This is a genomic window from Amycolatopsis sp. BJA-103 (genome assembly GCF_002849735.1).
GTDB lineage: Bacteria > Actinomycetota > Actinomycetes > Mycobacteriales > Pseudonocardiaceae > Amycolatopsis.
In genome coordinates this window covers 461,696-480,892 of record NZ_CP017780.1, presented here as the reverse complement: position 1 = coordinate 480,892, position 19,197 = coordinate 461,696, and the positions used below count along the sequence as shown (strand labels likewise).

Annotated in this window: 17 protein-coding genes; 7 read left to right on the top strand and 10 right to left on the bottom strand. The window is 69.8% G+C overall.

Going from position 1 to position 19,197, the window contains the following annotated elements:
* The first annotated feature begins 8 nt into the window (after nucleotides 1-8).
* Entirely contained in the window at nucleotides 9-1,274 is a 1,266-nt protein-coding gene (gene thrC, locus BKN51_RS02265) for a threonine synthase (RefSeq protein WP_101606020.1), read from the top strand.
* 17 nt (nucleotides 1,275-1,291) lie between these two features.
* Here thrC and BKN51_RS02260 read toward each other — a convergent pair whose 3' ends face one another.
* The 7 genes from BKN51_RS02260 to nadD all read right to left on the bottom strand — a co-directional run bounded on the left by BKN51_RS02260 (nucleotide 1,292) and on the right by nadD (nucleotide 7,820).
* Nucleotides 1,292-3,697, bottom strand: a complete 2,406-nt coding sequence (locus BKN51_RS02260; RefSeq protein ID WP_101606019.1) for a ComEC/Rec2 family competence protein — start codon at nucleotides 3,695-3,697, stop codon at nucleotides 1,292-1,294.
* Nucleotides 3,694-4,419, bottom strand: a complete 726-nt coding sequence (locus BKN51_RS02255; protein WP_101606018.1) for a ComEA family DNA-binding protein — start codon at nucleotides 4,417-4,419, stop codon at nucleotides 3,694-3,696. Before BKN51_RS02255 ends, BKN51_RS02260 begins: the two co-directional genes overlap by 4 nt.
* Before the next feature lie 146 nt (nucleotides 4,420-4,565).
* Nucleotides 4,566-5,411, bottom strand: coding sequence for a DegV family protein (locus tag BKN51_RS02250; protein WP_101606017.1), 846 nt, complete (start codon nucleotides 5,409-5,411; stop codon nucleotides 4,566-4,568).
* A gap of 10 nt (nucleotides 5,412-5,421) precedes the next feature.
* A complete protein-coding gene (gene octT, locus BKN51_RS02245) occupies nucleotides 5,422-6,147 on the bottom strand; it encodes a diglucosylglycerate octanoyltransferase (RefSeq protein ID WP_101606016.1) in 726 nt (241 codons plus the stop codon).
* A gap of 3 nt (nucleotides 6,148-6,150) precedes the next feature.
* A complete protein-coding gene (locus tag BKN51_RS02240; RefSeq protein ID WP_101606015.1) occupies nucleotides 6,151-6,765 on the bottom strand; it encodes a histidine phosphatase family protein in 615 nt (204 codons plus the stop codon).
* Nucleotides 6,762-7,166 (bottom strand): ribosome silencing factor, encoded by a 405-nt coding sequence (gene rsfS / locus BKN51_RS02235; protein WP_101606014.1) that lies wholly within the window; start codon nucleotides 7,164-7,166, stop codon nucleotides 6,762-6,764. The genes BKN51_RS02240 and rsfS overlap by 4 nt, the downstream gene beginning before the upstream one ends.
* A gap of 54 nt (nucleotides 7,167-7,220) precedes the next feature.
* Entirely contained in the window at nucleotides 7,221-7,820 is a 600-nt protein-coding gene (gene nadD, locus BKN51_RS02230) for a nicotinate-nucleotide adenylyltransferase (protein ID WP_076166208.1), read from the bottom strand.
* 161 nt (nucleotides 7,821-7,981) lie between these two features.
* On the opposite strand from nadD, the gene BKN51_RS02225 reads away from it, so the two are divergent.
* The 3 genes from BKN51_RS02225 to argS all read left to right on the top strand — a co-directional run bounded on the left by BKN51_RS02225 (nucleotide 7,982) and on the right by argS (nucleotide 13,293).
* Complete coding sequence (locus BKN51_RS02225) at nucleotides 7,982-10,087, top strand: RecQ family ATP-dependent DNA helicase (protein WP_101606013.1); 2,106 nt, start codon at nucleotides 7,982-7,984, stop codon at nucleotides 10,085-10,087.
* Nucleotides 10,088-10,211: 124 nt separating this feature from the next.
* Entirely contained in the window at nucleotides 10,212-11,498 is a 1,287-nt protein-coding gene (locus BKN51_RS02220; RefSeq protein WP_101606012.1) for an MFS transporter, read from the top strand.
* Between the two features lie 70 nt (nucleotides 11,499-11,568).
* Entirely contained in the window at nucleotides 11,569-13,293 is a 1,725-nt protein-coding gene (gene argS / locus BKN51_RS02215) for an arginine--tRNA ligase (protein ID WP_101606011.1), read from the top strand.
* Here the strand turns inward: argS and BKN51_RS02210 are convergent.
* Nucleotides 13,288-14,562 carry an FAD-dependent oxidoreductase gene (locus BKN51_RS02210; protein WP_101606010.1) on the bottom strand — a complete coding sequence of 425 codons (1,275 nt, stop codon included), beginning with the start codon at nucleotides 14,560-14,562 and terminating at the stop codon, nucleotides 13,288-13,290. The genes argS and BKN51_RS02210 overlap by 6 nt on opposite strands.
* Nucleotides 14,563-14,651: 89 nt before the next feature.
* Between BKN51_RS02210 and BKN51_RS02205 the strand changes: the two genes are divergently transcribed.
* From BKN51_RS02205 to BKN51_RS02195, 3 genes are all read left to right on the top strand, one after another.
* The gene (locus BKN51_RS02205; RefSeq protein WP_101606009.1) at nucleotides 14,652-15,287 is read left to right on the top strand and encodes a TetR/AcrR family transcriptional regulator; all 636 of its coding nucleotides are present in this window, start codon (nucleotides 14,652-14,654) and stop codon (nucleotides 15,285-15,287) included.
* 92 nt (nucleotides 15,288-15,379) lie between these two features.
* Nucleotides 15,380-15,871, top strand: coding sequence for a SigE family RNA polymerase sigma factor (locus tag BKN51_RS02200; RefSeq protein ID WP_101613009.1), 492 nt, complete (start codon nucleotides 15,380-15,382; stop codon nucleotides 15,869-15,871).
* Between the two features lie 2 nt (nucleotides 15,872-15,873).
* Nucleotides 15,874-16,605 (top strand): hypothetical protein, encoded by a 732-nt coding sequence (locus tag BKN51_RS02195; RefSeq protein ID WP_101606008.1) that lies wholly within the window; start codon nucleotides 15,874-15,876, stop codon nucleotides 16,603-16,605.
* On the opposite strand, the gene proB is transcribed toward BKN51_RS02195, so the two are convergent.
* Together proB and obgE are read right to left on the bottom strand one after the other, a co-directional pair.
* The gene (gene proB, locus BKN51_RS02190; RefSeq protein ID WP_101606007.1) at nucleotides 16,602-17,711 is read right to left on the bottom strand and encodes a glutamate 5-kinase; all 1,110 of its coding nucleotides are present in this window, start codon (nucleotides 17,709-17,711) and stop codon (nucleotides 16,602-16,604) included. The genes BKN51_RS02195 and proB overlap by 4 nt on opposite strands.
* Nucleotides 17,708-19,165: a GTPase ObgE gene (obgE, locus tag BKN51_RS02185; RefSeq protein ID WP_101606006.1), complete on the bottom strand. Its 1,458-nt coding sequence runs from the start codon at nucleotides 19,163-19,165 to the stop codon at nucleotides 17,708-17,710. Before obgE ends, proB begins: the two co-directional genes overlap by 4 nt.
* Nucleotides 19,166-19,197: the final 32 nt, after the last annotated feature.

The following is a 19,197-nucleotide window of genomic DNA, read 5'->3' as shown; positions in this document are numbered from 1 at the left end:
ACCTCGCGATGACCGCAACCCTCGGCACGACCTCCACCACCAAGACCCCGGATCTCGGACCGGCCGTCGAACTGGTGTCGAAGGAAGAGGGACACCGGCAGCCGCTCGCCCCCGAATTCGTTTCCGCCGAGGACTTCTCGCCGCTCGAAGTCGCCTACGACTTCGGCCGCGTGCGCCGCGAGGACATCGAAGCCGGGCCGAAGAACATCTGGCGCTACAAGAAACTCCTTCCTGTTCCCTCGAACGTCGAGGAAATCCCCAACACCGAACCCGGCGCCACCAGGCTCATCCAGGCCGACAGGCTCGCGAAGGCGTTGGGCGTCAAGAAGGTCTGGGTCAAGGACGACACCGGCAACCCGACCCACTCGTTCAAGGACCGCGTGGTCGCCGTCGCGCTGGCCGCCGCGCGCGAGTTCGGGTTCGACGTGCTCGCCTGTCCGTCGACCGGCAACCTGGCCAACGCGGTCGCCGCCGCGGCGGCCCGCGCCGGCTGGCGGTCGGTCGTGCTGATCCCGAAGACCCTCGAGCGCGCCAAGATCCTCACCACCGCCGTGTACGACGGCGACCTGATCGCGGTCGACGGCAACTACGACGACGTGAACCGGCTCGCCACCCAGCTCGCCGCCGAGCAGGAGAGCTGGGCGTTCGTCAACGTGAACGTCCGGCCCTACTACTCCGAAGGCTCGAAGACGCTGGCCTTCGAGGTCGCCGAGCAGCTCGGCTGGCGGCTTCCCTCGCAGATCGTGGTGCCGATCGCCTCCGGTTCCCAGCTCACCAAGGTGGACAAGGGTTTCCGCGAGTTCGGGCAGCTCGGCCTCGTCGACGAGACGCCGTACAAGGTGTTCGGCGCGCAGGCCACCGGCTGCTCGCCCGTCTCGGCGGCGTTCCGCGCCGGCCACGACGTCGTCCAGCCGGTCAAGCCGGACACGATCGCCCGTTCGCTGGCGATCGGCAACCCGGCCGACGGCCCCTACGTCCTCGACGTGGTCAACCGCACCGGCGGTGCGATCGAAGACGTCACCGACGAAGAGGTCGTCGAGGGCATCCGTCTGCTCGCCCGCACCGAAGGCGTCTTCACCGAGACCGCGGGCGGCGTCACCGTGGCGACGGCCAAGAAGCTCATCGAGACCGGCAAGCTCAACCCCGACGAGGAGATCGTGCTCCTGATCACCGGTGACGGCCTCAAGACCCTCGACGCCGTCGAGGACAAGGTCGGCCCGAAGGCCACCGTCAGCGCCTCGGCCGACGCGGTCCGCGAGGCTCTCGGCATCTGAGTTCCCGGTGGCCCGCCTCACGAACGAGGCGGGCCACGGGGCTCACCCCGGCGCGTCAGGGCGAGGCCTCCCGCGTCGGAGACGACCGCTGTGTCGCCGTCCGTGTCCGTCCTGGCGATCGCGGCACCGACCGCCCCCAGATTGTCCAAAGTGGACTTGTTCGGGTGACCGTAGGTGTTTCCGGCGCCGACACTCACCAGTGCGACCCTCGGCGCGACGGCGTTGAGAAAATCCGGTGCCGTGTAACGACTTCCGTGATGCGGGACCTTCAAGACCTCGGCACGCAGATCGGCCCCCTCGGCCATCAGGTCGGCCTGGGCGGCGAGTTCGACGTCGCCGGTCAGCAGCAACCGGCCCGCCGGAGTCCCGGCACGCAGGACGACCGAACCGTTGTTGATCACCGTGCCGTCCTGTTCGAGGACCGAGCGCCGGGTGACGTATCGCGGCCCGAGTACGTCCAGCGACAGTCCGGGCCAGTCCAGCCGTTGCCCGATCCCCAGTTCCAGCAAGGGAATCCCGCGGCGTGCGGTCTCGTCGGCGACCTGCCGCCACGCCCAGGCGGGAGCCCGGCCCGGACCGACGGCGACCGCCCCGACCGACCGGCCCTCGAAGACGGATTCGAGACCTCCGATGTGGTCGGCGTGCAGATGGCTCAGCACGATCAGCGGAACGCGGTCCACCCCTAACCTGCTGAGGCATTCGTCCACCGGGCCTGGTTCCGGCCCGGTGTCGACCAGGATCGCCCTCCCGGGCTCGGCCGTGGCGAGGACGACTGCGTCACCCTGTCCGACGTCGCAAGCAACAGCGCTCCACGACGCCGGTGGCCACGCCGGGGCCAGCACCCGCACCGGCACGAAGACGAGGAGCCCACCGGCCAAGGCGAGCGCCAGCAGGATCCTGCCGTGACGCAGCCTGATGGCGACGAGCAGCACGACGAGCAGGCCAGCCGCCAGCAGCCCGCCCCACCAACCATCCGGCCAGTCCACGACCGCTCCCGGCGCGCGGGCGCCATGGCGGGCCACGGTGATGAGCCAGCTCGCCTCGGGTTCGGTCAGGCGGACGAGCAGCCTGCCCGCCGACGGCCACCATGGTCCGAGGACGGTCGCGAGCACGCCGAACACGGTGGCCGGGGCGACCACGGGCGCGGCGAGCACGTTGGTCACCACCGAGACGAGACTGACCGATCCCGCCATGCCCGCGATGACCGGCGCCGTCATCACGAACGCGGCCAGCGGGATGGCCAGCCCCTCGGCGTAGCCGGCCGGAACTCCGCGTCCGACCAGCCACTCGGCCCACCTCGGGGCCAGCAGTACCAGCCCGGCCGTGGCCAGCACCGAAAGCGCGAACCCGAAGTCGGCGGCCATCGCGGGATCGGCCACGACGAGCCCCGCCACCGCGAACGCCAGCGCGGGCAGCGCCGAACCCCGGCGCCCCAGTGCGAGCGCCAGCAATCCGACCGCCCCCATCACCCCGGCGCGGAGCACGCTGGGCGCGGGCCCGGCGAGGACCACGAACCCGGCGAGCCCCGCGGCGGCCGCGGCGGCGGACGTCCGCGGCCCGACCCGGAGCACTCGCAGGAGGAGAAGGATCGAGCCGCAGACGATCGCCACGTTCCCACCGCTCACGGCCATCAGGTGGGACATGCCGGAGTCCGTGAACTCGCGCTCGACTCTGGGGGACAGTGTGCTCGTGTCCCCCACGACCAGTCCGGGCACCAGACCGGCCTGTTCCTCGGGGAGGACGGCGCACAGGTCCCGGAGCCCGGTGCGCAGCGATTCCGCGGCTCGCTGCCACCAAGGCGCCGGTCCGAGTGCCGACGGCGGACCTCGCACCGAGAGGACCGCGACCGTCAGTTCGGCCCCCTCTGCCGGTGCGAGCCGTCCGGAGGCGGTGACCTGCTGCCCGGGCAACAGGTCCGTCCACCCCTCGGCGGGAGCGAGCAGCAGGATCCGGCCTGCCGAATCCACCACCCGCTCCGCCGCCACCACGGCGTCCACCGTCGCGGCGATGACCACCAGGCGGGTGCCTGCCCGGCGATCGGCGTATCCGGCACCGCGGACCGGACGTGGCCGCTCGGTGACCACCACCCTCATGGTGGCGTCGCTCCCCCGTGCGGCGGCGGCACGGAGGTCGTCGTGCTCGGCGGCCCGGATCCGCAGCGCCACCGGACCGGCGGTGAGCACCCCGAGGACCGCGAGCACGCCCAGGCCCGCCACCCACCGGGACGCCGTCCGGCGGGCACGGACACCGGCGGTGATCGCGAGCACCACGGCGGCCGCACCGCAGAGCATCGTGATCCACCAGCCGCCGAGCAACCCGGAGAGAGTGCCGAGCCAGGCCGTCGCCGCGGCCGGTATCAGCCGCAGATCCTGACCTCGCCACGACGTGGTGTCCACTTCGGACGGATCGGCGGACGGGTTCATCCGACGGACACCAACTCCCGGATCTTCTTGAATTTTGCTTCGCCGATCCCTTCTACGTCACGGAGTTGCTCGACCGTGGTGAACCCGCCGTGCCCGGACCGCCAGTCGACGATGCGTTTGGCCATCACCTCGCCGACCCCGGGCAGGGAGTCGAGTTGCTCGGCCGTGGCCGTGTTCAGGTCGAGCTTCCCGGTGGGTGTTCCTGTTCCGGCCGCGGCCGGAACAGGAACACCCACGGCCACCTGCTCGCCGTCGGTGAGCCGCCGGGCCAGGTTCAGCCCGGTCAGATCCGTTCCGGGCGGTGCCCCACCGGCCGCCGTGAGGGCATCGGCGACCCGTGCGCCCGGAGGGATCGTGACCAGGCCGGGTTTGAGCACCCGGCCGACGACACTGATCACCAGAGGTGCCTTGCCCGCCGCGGCGGGGGCGTCTCCGGCGGCCTTGGCCGACGGCAGGGGCGGCGGGGTCTCCGCCCCTGGCCGGTGTCCGAACAAAGCGATCGCGCCGGTCACGATCACGGCCACCGCGATCAGCACGGCCACCACGGCCACCCACCGCCGGTTCACCGGAACCCCGTCCGCCGTGAACCGGGCGGGCACCCAGCGGCGGACGAGCCTGCCCGAAGGCGGGCCCTGGGCGGCGGGCGGCGACAGCTGCGCGGCCAGCCACGCCAGCCTGGCGTTGGCGGAGGAGCCCGGTGGACGGGCGGTTTGGTCGAACACGTGACCGACGCTACGGAGCGGGGGCGGCGGGCGGCAGTGGAGAATCGCGAGGCTGTGGACAAGTGGGGTGTTGTGGACAACCCGTCCCCGGGCGGGACCGGATCACCGGTTTCCGTCGGGGCCGTGTGGGATGGTGGCGGGTTTCCCTAACCCGCCCGCTGGATCACGACACCGAGCACGCCGGGACCGGTGTGGGCCCCGATGACGGCGCCGATCTCCGACACCACGCACCCCTCCGGGCAGTCGATGGACTCTTCCAGCCGGTTGGCCAGTTCGACGGCGCGTTCCGGCGAGGCCAGGTGGTGGACAGCGATGTCGGCGAGTCCGCCGTCTGCCGCTTTCACGGCGAGTTCGACCAGTCGCGCCACCGCGCGGTTCATCGTCCGCACCTTTTCCAGCGGCTGGATCTTGCCCTCGGACATGTGGAGTACCGGTTTCACCGCGAGCGCCGTGCCGAGCAAGGCCGCCGCCGGGCCGATCCGGCCGCCACGGCGCAGGTATTCGAGGGTCTCGACGGCGAACAAGGTCTCCGAACGGCTCACCGCGTCGACCGCGGCGGCCTCCACCTCGGCCGGATCGGCCCCGTCCGCGGCGGCGCTCGCCGCTCGCAGGGCGGCGAAACCGAGTCCCATCGCGGTGCTGCGCGAATCGACGACGCGCACCTTGTCCGGCCCGACCTCCTGGGCCGCGAGCACCGCCGCTTCCCAGGTCCCGGACAACTCACGGGACAGATGGACCGACACGACGGCGTCCGCGCCTTCGGCCAGGGCCGCGCGGAACTCCTTGACGAACTCGGCGGGGGTCGGCCGGGACGTCGTCACCATGCTGCGTTTGCCGAGCGCTTCGGCCAGGGCCGCGGGGCCCATTTCGACGCCGTCGAGGAACACGACTCCGTCCACGAGGACGTGCAACGGGACCACCCGGATCCCGTTCCGTTCGGCGAAGCCTTCCGGCAGGTGGGCGGTGGAATCCGTGACTACGGCGACCGACACGGCAGTCAGCCTACGTTGCCGCGGGGCGCAGCACCGGGGCCATCAGGCGGGCCATTTCCGCGCCGACGGCAGCGTGCCCTTCCCAGCCCCAGTGCATCCCGTCCGGATTGCCCCGGCCGCTCAGCACGTGATCGCCGACGACGGCCGCGAGATCGAGAAGCGGGACGTCCGCGCGGCGCCCCCAAGCGGCCATGGCCGCGGCGGCACCGGAACGGGCGGTGTGGACGCGGCCGTACGAGTCGGACCGGTGCACGGACGGCAGCATGCCGAAGATCGGCAGGTCCGGTCGCAGCACCCGCAGGGCTTCGACGGCCTCGTCGAGATAGCGGACGGTCAGCTTCGCCGGGAGGACGGCCGGACGTCCCCGGAAGGCGACGGCGAGCCGGGGCTGGGCGGCCAGATACGTCTTGCGCACCACCCGCCGCAGCTGGTCGGGTCGCAGGTAGCGCAGCCCGGTCCGCAGGTAGGTGGGCAACGGCGAAGGCAGGGTGTCCATGCTTCCGATGGCCAGCACCACGGCGTCGACGTGGTGGAGGTCGGCCCAGACCCGAGGATCGCCGGTCAGGGACCACCAGGCGTCACGGGCGTTCCAGCCGAACCCGGCGACGAGGTCCGCATCGCCACCGAGCGCTTCGGCGGCGATATTGGGCCACAGGCGCGCGTCGTCGGCGGCGAGCGGGCCGTCCGGGCCGTGGAAGCTGAGGGAATCGCCGAACACCAAGAGGCGCGGGGCCATGGATCAGCCGGTGATTCCCGCGTTGTAGGCGGCCAAGCGCCAGTTGCCGTCACGCCGGGTCAGCTCGACCCAGTGGCAGTTCGCGATCCCGCCCAGCGACGGCCAGGACGGGACCGGCAGGCCGAGCAGCTTCGCGGTCAGCGCGATGATCAGGCCGCCGTGCGTGGCCAGCAGGACGGCGTCGCCGGCGTCGGAATTGGCCTGGTCCAGATCCGCGACGACCTCCAACGCGCGTTCCGCGACGTCCACCCGCGACTCGCCGCCCGGCGGCGCCCAGGTCGCGTCGACCCGCCAGCGTGCGCGTTCCCCGGGGTACGCCTCGTCGACCTGCTGGCCGGTGAAGCCCTGCCATTCACCCAGGTGGGTTTCCCGCAGGCGCTTGTCGATCCGCAGGGGGACACCGATGGCCTCCGTGAGCACGGTGGCCGTGTCGGTCGCGCGGCGAAGATCCGAAGCGATCACCAGGTCGGGTGAAAACCGGGCGAGCGCGGGTACGGCGAACCTGGCCTGGTTCCAGCCGACCGGCGTCAGCGCGGAGTCCAGATGCCCTTGCATCCGGCCCGCCGCGTTGTAGTCGGTCTCGCCGTGGCGCCAGAGCACCAGGCGCCGCGGACTCACGAGGCGCCTTGCGCGTCGGCGGGGTCCTCCTGATCCGGCATGGTGAGACCGGCGACCTCGATACGAGGGCAGTCCTTCCAGAGCCGCTCGAGACCGTAGAAGGAACGCTCCTCCTGGTGCTGGACGTGGATGACGACGTCGACGTAGTCCAGCAGGACCCAGCGGCCTTCGCGGGCGCCTTCGCGGCGGACCGGCTTGTGCCCGCCGAGCCGCAGCTGCTCCTCGACGTTGTCGACGATCGCGCCGACCAGTCGCTCGTTGGGCGCGGACGCGATCACGAAGGCGTCGGTGATGACCAGCTGGTCGGACACGTCCAGCACGACCACGTCGCTCGCCTTCTTGTCCGCCGCCGCATGGGCGGCCGCTACGGCCAGCTCTCGTGCCTCGGACGTGGCTGTCACAGTTCTCCTCAAAAGATGGCTTTACTCGCAGGTGCGCCCGACGAGAGTACCCGGTCAGCCACGGCGGTCCTTGCGATAGAGGTCCTTTTTGGCGATGTAGCGCACCACACCGTCGGGGACGAGGTACCAGACGGGTTCCCCGCCTTCGACCCGTTCGCGGCAGGCGGTGGACGAGATCGCCATCGCGGTCACCTCGACCAGGCTCACCTTGCCGCTCGGCAGATGCTGCGAATTGAGCCGGTAGCCGGGCCTGGTGACCCCGATGAAATGCGCCAGATCGAACAGCTCGTCGGCGTTGCGCCAGGTGAGGATCTGTTCGAGCGCGTCCGCACCGGTGATGAAGAACAGCTGGTCGTCCGGGTATTCCGCGCGCAGATCGCGCAGCGTGTCGACGGTGTAGGTCTGCCCGACGCGGTCGATGTCGACCCGGCTGACCGAGAACACGGGGTTGGACGCCGTCGCGATCACGGTCATCAGGTAGCGGTCTTCGGCCCGGGTGACGACCCTGTCGGACTTCTGCCACGGCTGGCCGGTGGGCACGAAGATGACCTCGTCGAGCGCGAACCGGGACTGGACCTCACTGGCCGCGACGAGGTGTCCGTGGTGCACGGGGTCGAAGGTGCCGCCCATGACCCCGATCCTGCGTGGTGACATGGGTCGTGAGCCTATACACCGCACGAGGCTCCCCGCTCGGGTCGCCGGACCCACCGACAGTGGGTGATCTGGATCACATTACCCTCGGTTCCATGGATGAACGGTCCGTTCACGACATGCCGATCGCGACTTCGTCGGTGGCATGGGGTAGAGGTGGGGACGTGGACACATCGACTCTCCGGGACCGCGCCGAGACCCTCCTCCGGGCATTGGCGGGCGATGGCGCCCGGCTGCGCGAAGACCAGTGGACGGCGATCGAGGCGCTGGTCGCGCACCGCCGTCGCGCGCTCGTCGTCCAGCGCACCGGCTGGGGGAAGTCGGCGGTGTACTTCCTGGCGACGGCGTTGCTGAGGGAACGCGGCGAAGGCCCGACCGTGATCATCTCGCCGCTCCTGGCGCTGATGCGCAACCAGATCTCCGCGGCCGCGAGAGCGGGCATCCGCGCGGTGACGATGAACTCCGCGAACCCGCAGGAGTGGGATCAGGTCCAGGCCGCGATCGCGGCCGGCGAGGTCGACGTCCTCCTGGTCAGCCCGGAACGGCTGAACAACCCCGACTTCCGCGACACCGTCCTGCCGAAGCTGACCGCGAGCGCCGGTCTGCTCGTGGTCGACGAGGCGCACTGCATCTCGGACTGGGGCCACGACTTCCGGCCGGACTACCGGCGGCTGCGGACACTGCTGAAGGACCTGCCCGAGGGGGTCCCGGTGCTCGCCACCACCGCGACCGCGAACGACCGGGTGGCGACCGACGTCGCCGAGCAACTCGGCATCGGCAACGGGGGCGGCACCCTCGTCCTGCGCGGGACCCTGGACCGCGAAAGCCTCCACCTGTCGGTGGCCAAGCTGCCGACTTCGCAAGCGCGGCTCGCCTGGCTGGCCGAACATCTGGAAGAACTGCCGGGCTCCGGGATCATCTACACGCTCACCGTCGCGGCCGCGCACGATGTGGCGGGACTGCTGACGGAGCGCGGTTACCCCGTCGCCGCGTACACCGGCAAGACCGATCCGGCGGACCGGCAGGCGGCCGAAGACGATCTGCTGAACAACAATGTCAAGGCACTGGTCGCCACTTCGGCACTGGGCATGGGATTCGACAAGCCGGACCTGGGATTCGTCGTCCACCTCGGCGCCCCGTCCTCGCCGATCGCGTACTACCAGCAGGTCGGCCGTGCCGGACGTGGCGTCGATCGCGCCGAGGTGATCCTGTTGCCCGGCCACGAGGACAAGGACATCTGGGCGTACTTCGGCTCGCTGGCGTTCCCGGACGAACTACGGGTGACGCAGGTGCTCAACGCACTGGCGTACGCGGACCGTCCACTGTCGACACCCGCACTCGAACCGTTCGTCGAGCTTTCCCGTTCGCGGCTGGAGATGGTCCTCAAGGTGCTGGACGTCGACGGCGCCGTCCGCCGGGTGAAGGGCGGCTGGGAAGGCACCGGCGAAGAGTGGCGCTACGACAAGGAACGCTACGCGCGCGTGAGCGCGGCACGGACCAACGAGCAGAACGCCATGCTCGCCTACCTCGAAACCACCGGCTGCCGGATGGAGTACCTGCGAAAGCAGCTGGACGATCCGGAGGCGACGCCTTGCGGGCGGTGCGACAACTGCACCGGAAAGCATTGGGACACCACGATTTCGGATGACGTCGTCGACGCCACCCGGCAACGGCTGCGCCGCCCGGGTGTCGAGGTCGCGCCCCGGAAGATGTGGCCGACCGGGATGGCCGGACTGGACGTCCCGTTGTCCGGACGGCTGCCCGCGGGAGAGCAGGCCGAAACCGGCCAGGTCGTCGGCCGGGTGACCGACGTCGGCTGGGGCACCCGGCTGCGTGAACTCGTCGGCCCGTCCGCGGCGGACGCCGAACTCCCCGATGCGGTCTTCCAGGCCTGTATCGAGGTACTCAAGGGCTGGCAGTGGACGGCGCGCCCGGTCGCGGTGGTGGAAGTGCCGTCCGCCACGCGGCCTCAGCTGGTCCACAGTCTGGCGACGAAGCTGGCCTCGATCGGACGGCTGGAGTATCTGGGCGCCATCACCTCCGCGGGGCCGCCTCCGCGTCAGGCGAACAGCGCGCAACGACTGGCCGACCTGTGGAAGCGGCTCAGCCTTCCCGAGGAACTCGCCGCCAGGGTCGCCGCGGCCGAAGGCCCGATCCTGCTGGTCGACGACCTGATCGACACCGGTTGGACGGTGACCCTGTCCGCACGCCTGCTGCGCCAGGCCGGGGCCCGTGCCGTCTTGCCGTTCGCTCTCGCCAGCACCTCGTGACCCAGGAGCCGTAAGCCGGAAGACGCCCCCGGCGACCACGAACCGATCCCGGCATTCGACAGGTTCTTTCCCGCACGGGGACTTTCTGGCAAGGTTCCGTCCACGCGCGAGTACGGAGGTACCGATGGCGGACGCAACGACGGAGCGGCTGGGGCATCGGCTCCCGGTGAAGAAACTGTTCGCCGCCAGTGTCGGGAACGCGCTCGAGTGGTTCGACTGGACCATCTACGCGACCTTCAGCATCTACTTCGCCAGCGAGTTCTTCCCGAAGGGCAACGAAGCCCTGGCGTTGATCAACACCTTCGCCACGTACGCGCTGGCGTTCTTCTTCCGGCCACTCGGCGGCATGTTGCTCGGCCGCTTCGCCGACATCAGGGGCCGGAAGCCGGCGATGATCCTGACCATCGTGCTGATGGCGGGCGGTTCGGTGGCCATCGGGCTCCTGCCGACGTTCGATCAGGTCGGCTGGCTGGCCCCGATCCTGTTGCTGCTGGCGAGGGTGGCGCAGGGACTGTCACTCGGCGGCGAGGTCTCCAACGCTTCGGCGTACTTGGGTGAGATCGCGCCGCCTTCCCGTCGCGGGCGGTACTCCGCCTTCTTCTACATCTCGACCGGTTCCGCCGTGCTGATCGCCTCGATCCTCGGTTTCGTGCTCGCGCGGACGATGTCCAAAGCGGACCTGACCGCGTACGGCTGGCGGATCCCGTTCCTGCTCGGCGGGGTTCTCGGCATCATCGGCTTGTGGCTCCGGCGCAGCCTCGTCGAAACCGAGATCTTCGAAGAGAAGAAATCCACCGCGCGCCGGGTGGAGCGCCCGCTGCGCACCACTCTGCGCGAGCACCCGCGCGCCGTCGTGCAGCTCGTGGGCTTCTCGATGCTGTCGACCCTCTGCTATTACACGTTCTTCAGTGCCCTGACCTCGTTCGCGGTCAAGACCCGCAAGGCCGACGACGTCGACGTGTTCCTCGCGTTGTCGATCGCCACGGCGTTGTTCGTCGCGCTCCAATACCCGATGGGCGCGCTGTCGGACCGCTTCGGCCGCAAACCGCAGCTGCTCGTCTGGGCGGCGGCGACCGCGATCCTCATCGTCCCACTGTCCACTTTGGTCAGGCCGGGGCTGCCGGGACTGCTGGTCGTGTTCTGCGTCGGACTCTGCCTGTACACGGCGATGACGTCGATCGCGCCCGCGATCATGAGCGAGCTGTTCCCCACCGAGCTGCGCGGTCTGGGCATCGGCGCCTGGTACAACCTGACCGTCGCGTTGTTCGGCGGTACCGCTCCCCTGGTGCTCACCGCGCTGTCCGACGCCGGCTTGTCGACGCTGTTCTTCTGGTACGTGGCCGCTGGAGCGGCGATCGCGTTCTTCGTCATCCGGACCCTGCCGGAGACCAAGGGCAGCGACCTGCGCTGAAACTCCGTCGCCCACGACGCGGCTGGTGGCTACCCTCGCGCTCCTACGACGAGTGTGAAGGAGGGACACCGTGTTGTTCGGCGATGTGAGCGAGGAATTGGCGCGACGCGTGGTGGAGGCCCTTCGCCACGTCACCGACATCGAGCCGCCTGCCGTACTGGTCCGGGTCTCCGCGCGGAGCGGGGTCGACTACCAGTGCGATCTCGCGATGAGCCTCGGCAAAAGGCTCGGCAAGCCGCCGAGGGAGATCGCCGCCGACATCGCGCTGCACCTGGATGTCGCCGATCTCGCCGAGCCGCCGGAGATCGCGGGGCCGGGTTTCCTCAACTTCACGCTGCGCTCGTCCTGGCTGGAAGACCGGACGACCGCGCTCAACGGTGACCCGCGGCTGGGCGCCGTGGCGACGCCGCGACCGCGGCGGATCGCCATCGACTACAGCAGCCCGAACGTGGCGAAGGAGATGCACGCCGGACATCTCCGGCCCACGGTCATCGGTGACGCCATCGCGCGGCTGCTGCGGTTCGCGGGCCACGACGTCATCCCGCACAACCATCTCGGCGACTGGGGTACCCCGTTCGGCATGCTGATCGAGCATCTGCTCGACGAGCGCCCGGAGGGTCCGTACACGATCGGAGACCTCAACGGCTTCTATCGGGCCGCCCGGTCGAAATTCGAGGCGGACGAAGACTTCGCGACCCGGTCGCGGGAGCGTGTGGTCCTCCTGCAAAGCGGTGACGAAGAGACCTTGTCGTTGTGGCGGCATCTGGTCGACGAGTCGACAAGGCATTTCACCCAGGTCTACGAACTCCTCGGGATCGGCCTGTCGAGTGAGGACGTTTACGGCGAGAGCTTCTACAACCCGTTTCTCGCCGCGGTCGTGGACGACCTGACCGCCGCCGGGCTGACCGAGATCAGTGACGGCGCCGTCTGCGTCTTCCCTGACGGCTTCCGCAACCGGGAAGGCGATCCGCTGCCGCTCATCGTGCGCAAGCGCGACGGCGGTTACGGCTACGCGGCCACCGATCTCGCGACCCTGCGGTACTGGACGGAACAGCGGGAGGTCGCCGATCTGCTCTACGTGGTCGGCGCACCGCAGGCACAGCACTTCGCGATGGTGTTCGCCGTCTGCCGGGCCGCCGGATGGCTCCGCGAGGAGCACCGGGCCGAGCACATCGGGTTCGGCTCGGTGCTGGGAGAAGACGGCCGGGCCATGAAGACCCGGGCCGGCGAGTCGGTCCGGCTTTCCGATCTGCTCGCCGAAGCGGTTTCCCATGCCGCCGAAGTGCTCGAAGGCCGGGGCGACCTCTCCCCCGGGGTCAGGGAAGAGGTCGCCAGGGCGATCGGGATCGGCGCGATCAAGTACGCCGATCTTTCCGGCGATCGCGAGCGTGACTACGTCTTCTCCTGGGAGCGGATGCTCTCCAAGAACGGGAACACCTCGGTCTATCTGCAGTACGCCCACGCGCGGATCCGTTCCGTGCTGGCGAAGGCGGATCAGGATCTCGCCGATGCGCGGATCCTGCTCGGTCATCCCGCCGAGCGGGCGCTGGCGCTCGCCTTGGCCCGCTTTCCCGAGGCGATCGGCGCCGCGACCACCGGGTATCTCCCCCACAAGCTGTGCACGTACCTCTACGAAACCGCTGTCGTGTTCTCGCGGTTCTACGAACAGTGCCCGGTGCTGGGCGCGGAAGGACCCGGCCTCCGCGATTCGCGCCTGCTGCTGGCCGAACTCACCGCGAAGACGCTGGCGCTGGGTTTGTCCCTGCTGGGCATCTCCACTCCCGCCAGGCTATGAGGTGCCCTGATCACTGAAGGCCTTGCGCTTCAACGGAGGGATGGCCTGGAAGAAGCGGAACATCCCCCGTGCCATCGCGCGGCTCACCCGGTTCTCCGACACGAACTGGCGCGCGCTGCGTTCCGAATCGCGCACCGCCGCGAAGCCGTAGTCCCGCATCTGCCGCTCGTAGTCGGCGACCGCGGTGCGCACGTCGCCGGTCTCGCGCGCGGCGACGAGGTTGCGGCACAACAGGCGCGCGTCCCGGAGCGCGGTGTTCGCGCCGATACCGCGGAACGGCGTCATGCTGTGGATCGCGTCGCCGAGCAAGGTGATGTTGCTCGTCGGCCACGGCGCGACGGGCTTCGACGTGAAGACCGGCAACCGGGACACCGAGCCCGCGGGCGAGCCGGCGACCAGTTCCTTGAACGCGGGATCCCAGCCGTCGATCAGGTCGAGCACGAGAGCCCGCAGGGCTTCACCGTCCCATGAGGACATACCGTCCGGGTATCGCCGGTTGTCCGCGGCGAAAGCCCACATGATGTAGCTCGACGTGTTGTCGAACAGGACGGGGTCGTAACTCGCGGTCTCGTCATTGACCGACGCGGTGCCGTCCAGCTCGTGCGGCGCGCTGAACAGTCCCGCCCCGGTGCGCGGCATCACCAGACTCGGGCCGTCGGTGAGCCTGACGGGCAGGCGTTCCCGGGTCTCGGCGGTCAGCGGATGCTTGCCCGCGATCGCGACGATCCCGGTGTCGATCCGTTCAGCTTCGGGAAGGAACTGTTTGCGCACCCGGGAATTGGCCCCGTCCGCGCCGATGACCAGGTCGGCCTCGACGGTGCTCCCGTCGGCGAATTCGCAGACGACCACCTCCCCTTCACGGCGGTAGCCGACGAACTCCTTGCCGTGGTGCAGAACTCCGTCGAGCCCGTCGGACAGCACCTGATGCAGGCTGATCCGGCTGACCGAATGGTGGTTCGACGCGGGATCCGGGCTCCAGGTCAGTTCACTGTCGATCACCATCAGGTCTTTCAACCGTTCGGTCACGAAGCTGAACTCGCCGCCCGTGGTGCCGGTCGTCGCCAGGAACCGTTCCCAGAGTTCGGGTGGCAGGCATTCGTGCAGTGCGGCCGAGCCCTGCGGATTGATGTGCACGCGATAGCCCTGCAGCCGCTCGGTCCTGGTGCGGCTGCGCTCGTGGACGGACACGTCGGCCCCTGCCTTGCGCAGCCCGTGCGCCAGGCAGAGCCCACCCGTACCGCCGCCGATGATCGCGATCCTCGTGGTCATGGGATCTCCTCTCTCCGCCGACCACTATCAACCGAGCGGATAATAAAGTCAACCAAACGTTTGAAAGAGTCAGCGGCTAAGGTGACCCCATGTCCGAAGCCGCCCCGCGCAGTCCTCGTCGCGCCCCCGTCGAACGCCAGCGCGACCCCGAGCGCACCAAGGCACAGCTCTTGGAGGCGGCGAAAAGCGAGTTCGGCGCGAAGGGCTACGCCGCGGCACGAGTCAGCGAGATCGCCGCGAGGGCGGGCGTGAACAAACAGCTGATCTCGTACTACTTCGGCGGCAAGGAAGGCCTCTACAACGCGCTGACCGCGACGATGTACGACGACTACGTCGCGGCCTCCGAGCACGACATGCCGTTCGCGGAGTCGATCCGGTTCTTCGTCCAGTCGGGGATCCGGGACCACGATCTCGCCAAACTGTTCCTCTGGGAGAACCTGACCGACGGCGCCCCCGACGCGATCGGCGTCGAAGGCCAGCGCGGCTTCCTCGAGCGGCAGGTGGAGTACGTGCGGGCCCGCCAAGCCGCGGGAGACTTCCCCGCCGACCTCGATCCGGCGTTCCTGCTGGTGATCTTCATGGCCGCGGCCAGTGCCACGCTGGCGTTCCCCCGCGTCGTCCGGGCCGTCTCGGGCCAGGATCCCCAGTCGGCCGAGGTCGTGGAGGCCTACGGCGAGCAGCTGGCACGGCTCATCGGTCACCTCGCCGATCCCGGGAAGCGATAGCAAAGGTCCCTTGCTCCCCCGTCGCGGAATCACTTGAACCTTTCGGACGCCTTCCGGACTAGAGAGAGTGAGACGAGGGGGAGGTGGCCGGTGTGGGACAAACGAGAGACGCCGACTTCAGTGAGTACTTCGCGGCCCGCGTACAACGATTCCGGCGGCTGGCGTTCGGCATGTGCGGCGACTGGCACGGCGCCGAAGACCTGGTGCAGGCCACGTTCATCCAGCTGTACCGGCGTTGGCGGCGGATCAGGCCGGACACGGTCGACGCCTACGCGCGCCGGATCCTGCTCAACCTCTTCCTTTCCCGAAGGCGGAAACACGGCCGGGAGCTGGTGACCTCGGCGCCTCCCGACCAGGCCGCGCCACCGGGCTACGACAGCCACGACCGGATCGACCTCGAACGGGTGCTCAGCGGCCTGACACCGCGCCAGCGCGCGATGGTCGTCCTTCGCTTCCTCGAAGACCTTTCGGTCGCCGAAGTCGCCTCGTTGCTCGGCATCGCCGAAGGCACCGTCAAAAGCCAGACCGCCCGCGGGGTCGAGGCACTGCGCGCCGTCCTGCCCTCCCCGACGAGCAAGGAGTAGTCATGGAAGACCACGATGTCCGCTCCGCGCTGAAGGAGTACGTGACCGAAGCGGAGCCGCCGATCGGGCTCACCGGCGACGGTGTGCTCACCGCAGGCAGGCGGTCCCGGCGACGCCGTCTGACGACCATCGTCGCGGTGGTCGCGCTGGCCGTGGCGGGATTCCCGGTGGGCACCGCGCTCATCGCACTTCCGGACCGGGCCGAACCGGCCTCGATCTCACCCTGTGGTGAAAAGTCACCCGAGGAGACCCCGAAGGCGGTGACCGCTCGCTTGGAGTGCCTGCTCGACCAGGCGATCCGCACGTATGTCACCCCGGCGGACCCGCTCAAGCTGGAAGCCTATCCGGCGACGGACAAGACGCTCTACGTCATGTCGGCCGAGGTGAGCGACCGGACGGGTTCGCTCTACGTGGACCTGGCGACCAACGACGGCACACTGCTTTCGGCGGGAACCGCTTGCGAGGTCCAGGAGCCGACTCCGACCACGTGCTCGGCGAGCCTGATCCGCGGCGGAACCCTCGTGGAGACGACGATCAGGAAGCCCCGCAACCCTGACTTCGTCATCTACCAGGCCGCCTATCGCACCGCGCAGGCACTCGTCGTCGTCAGTTCCAGCAACTCCACCGAAGCGGGAACGGACGCACAGCCGTATCCGCCGGGGCAGCGCGAACTGCCTCCCCTGACCCAAGCTCAGCTCCGCGAGATCGCCCTGACCCCGGGCCTGGTGCCCTAACGACGCAAGGGGACGAGGTCGTCCGCGTGGACGACCTCTCGCCGCTGCTCGGCGGGGAGGTCGTGGCTGGAGCGGCCGATGAGATCGGGCAGTTCGCCCGCGTCGAAGGCCACGACCCCTCTCGCCACGGTCCGCTGCCGGAGGTCGACCAGGTCGACGACGTCGCCCGCCTGGAAGTCCCCTTCGACACCGGTGATCCCGGCGGCGAGCAGGGAACGGCGGCGACGGACGACGGCCGAGACCGCGCCGTCGTCGAGGTGCAGTTTCCCGGACGCGCCCGCGGCGTAGCCCAGCCAGAACCGGCGGGCCGACAGCCGGGAGTCCGCGGCGGCGAACGCCGTGCCGACCTCGGCGGTGGTGAGGGCGCGTGCGGCTTCGGAAGCGGCGGCGAGCAGGACCGGGATCCCGGCGCCGGCGGCGGTGCGGGCCGCGGCGAGCTTCGAGACCATGCCGCCGGTGCCGAGCCCGGAGCTCGACATGCCGACGGTGATTCCGTCCACATCGGACTCTCCGGCGACCTCGGCGATCTTGCGGGTCGCGCCGTCACGGGGGTCTCCGTCGTACAGACCGTCCACATCGGACAGCAGGACGAGCGCGTCGGCGCCGATCAGGTGGGCCACCAAGGCGGCCAGCCGGTCGTTGTCGCCGAAGCGGATCTCTTCGGTGGCCACGGTGTCGTTCTCGTTGACCACCGGAACCGCGCCGAGGGCCAGCAAGCGGGTGAACGTGTTCTGCGCGTTGCGATAGTGGGCCCGGCGCACGACGTCGTCCGACGTCAGCAGAACCTGGCCCACCGTCAGGGAAAACCGGCCGAACGACTCGGCGTAGGCGTGGGCCAGCGCGAGCTGGCCGACACTGGCCGCGGCCTGCTGGGTGGCCAGGTCACGCGGTCGCTTGCCGAGCGCGAGCGGCGCGAGTCCCGCGCCGATCGCCCCCGAGGACACCAAAACGATCTGCGTGCCGCGAGAGACCCTCTCGGCGATCGCGTCCACCAGCGCGTCCAGCCTGGCCACGTCGAGACCGTCACCGGCGGTGGTCAGCGCGGAGGAACCGACCTTGACGACCACCCGCTTCGCGCCGGCGATCGCATCACGGGCAGAGCTCACTCGTCGTCCGTCTCGTCTTCGACACCGTCCGGGCCGTCACGACGGATCCGGCGGGCTTCCTTGCGATCGGAGGCACCGATCCGGCTGTTGTTCTCCAGCCGCACATCCGTGCCACGGCCCGACATGTGCACCGCGACCCCGGCCGGGGTCGACGGCTCCCATTCGAACTGGACGTCGCCGATGGTGACCGGGCTGCCCGGCACGGCTCCCTTGCGGGCCAGCGCTTCCTCGACACCGAGGCGCTGCAAACGGTCCGCGAGGTAGCCGACGGCCTCGTCGTTGGCGAAGGTCGTCTGGCGGATCCACCGCTCCGGACGGACGCCGCGCACGATGAAGGCGCCTTCCTCCTCCGGGTCGAGCTCGACGGTGAAGCCCGCGTCGTTGACGGCCATCGGCCGCAGCACGACCTTCTCCGGCTCGGGTTCCGGCTGGTCGGCGCGGTACTTCTCGACCACGGCGGCGAGCGCGTAGGTCAGTTCCTTCAGCCCCTGGCGGGACGCCGTGGAGATCTCGAACACACTGAGCCCGCGGGCTTCCAGCTCCGGGCGGACGAACTCGGCGAGTTCGGCGGCGTCCGGGACGTCGATCTTGTTGAGCACCACCACCCGCGGCCGGTCGGCGAGGTCGCCGCCGAGACTCGGGGTGTAGCGAGCCAGTTCCTCTTCGAGGGCGTCCATATCGGACAGTGGGTCGCGCCCGGGCTCGAAGGTGGCGCAGTCGATGACGTGCACCAGCACCGCGCACCGCTCGATGTGGCGCAGGAAGTCCAGACCGAGGCCCTTGCCCTCGCTCGCGCCGGGGATCAGGCCCGGCACGTCGGCCATCGTGAACACGGTCGATCCGGCGGTGATCACGCCCAGGTTCGGCACCAGGGTGGTGAACGGGTAGTCGGCGATCTTCGGCTTGGCCGCGGACAGCACCGAGATCAGCGAAGACTTGCCCGCGGACGGGAAGCCGAGCAGGCCGACGTCGGCGACCGAACGCAGTTCCAGGACGAGGTTCCGGCTCTCCCCCGGCTCGCCCAGCAGCGCGAATCCGGGCGCCTTGCGCGTGCTGGAGGCCAGCGACGCGTTGCCGAGGCCGCCACGGCCGCCCTGGGCGGCGATGAAGGTGGCTCCGGAGCCGACCAGGTCGGCCAGGATCTCGCCGCCCTCGGTCATCACGACGGTGCCCGACGGGACGCGCATCTCCAGCGTGTCGCCCGCCGCTCCGGAGCGGTTGCCGCCCTGGCCCATCTTGCCGTTGCCGGCGCGGGCGTGCGGGCGGAAGTGGAAGTCGAGCAGCGTGTGCACGTTCGGATCGACGATCAGCAGCACGTCGCCGCCGTTGCCGCCGTTGCCGCCGTCCGGGCCGCCGAGGGGCTTGAACTTCTCGCGGTGCACCGAGGCGCAGCCGTTCCCACCGTCACCGGCGGTCAGGTGGATCACCGCACGGTCCACGAAACGGGACGCCATGACTTGCCTCTATTCACTCGCGAAAAGGGATA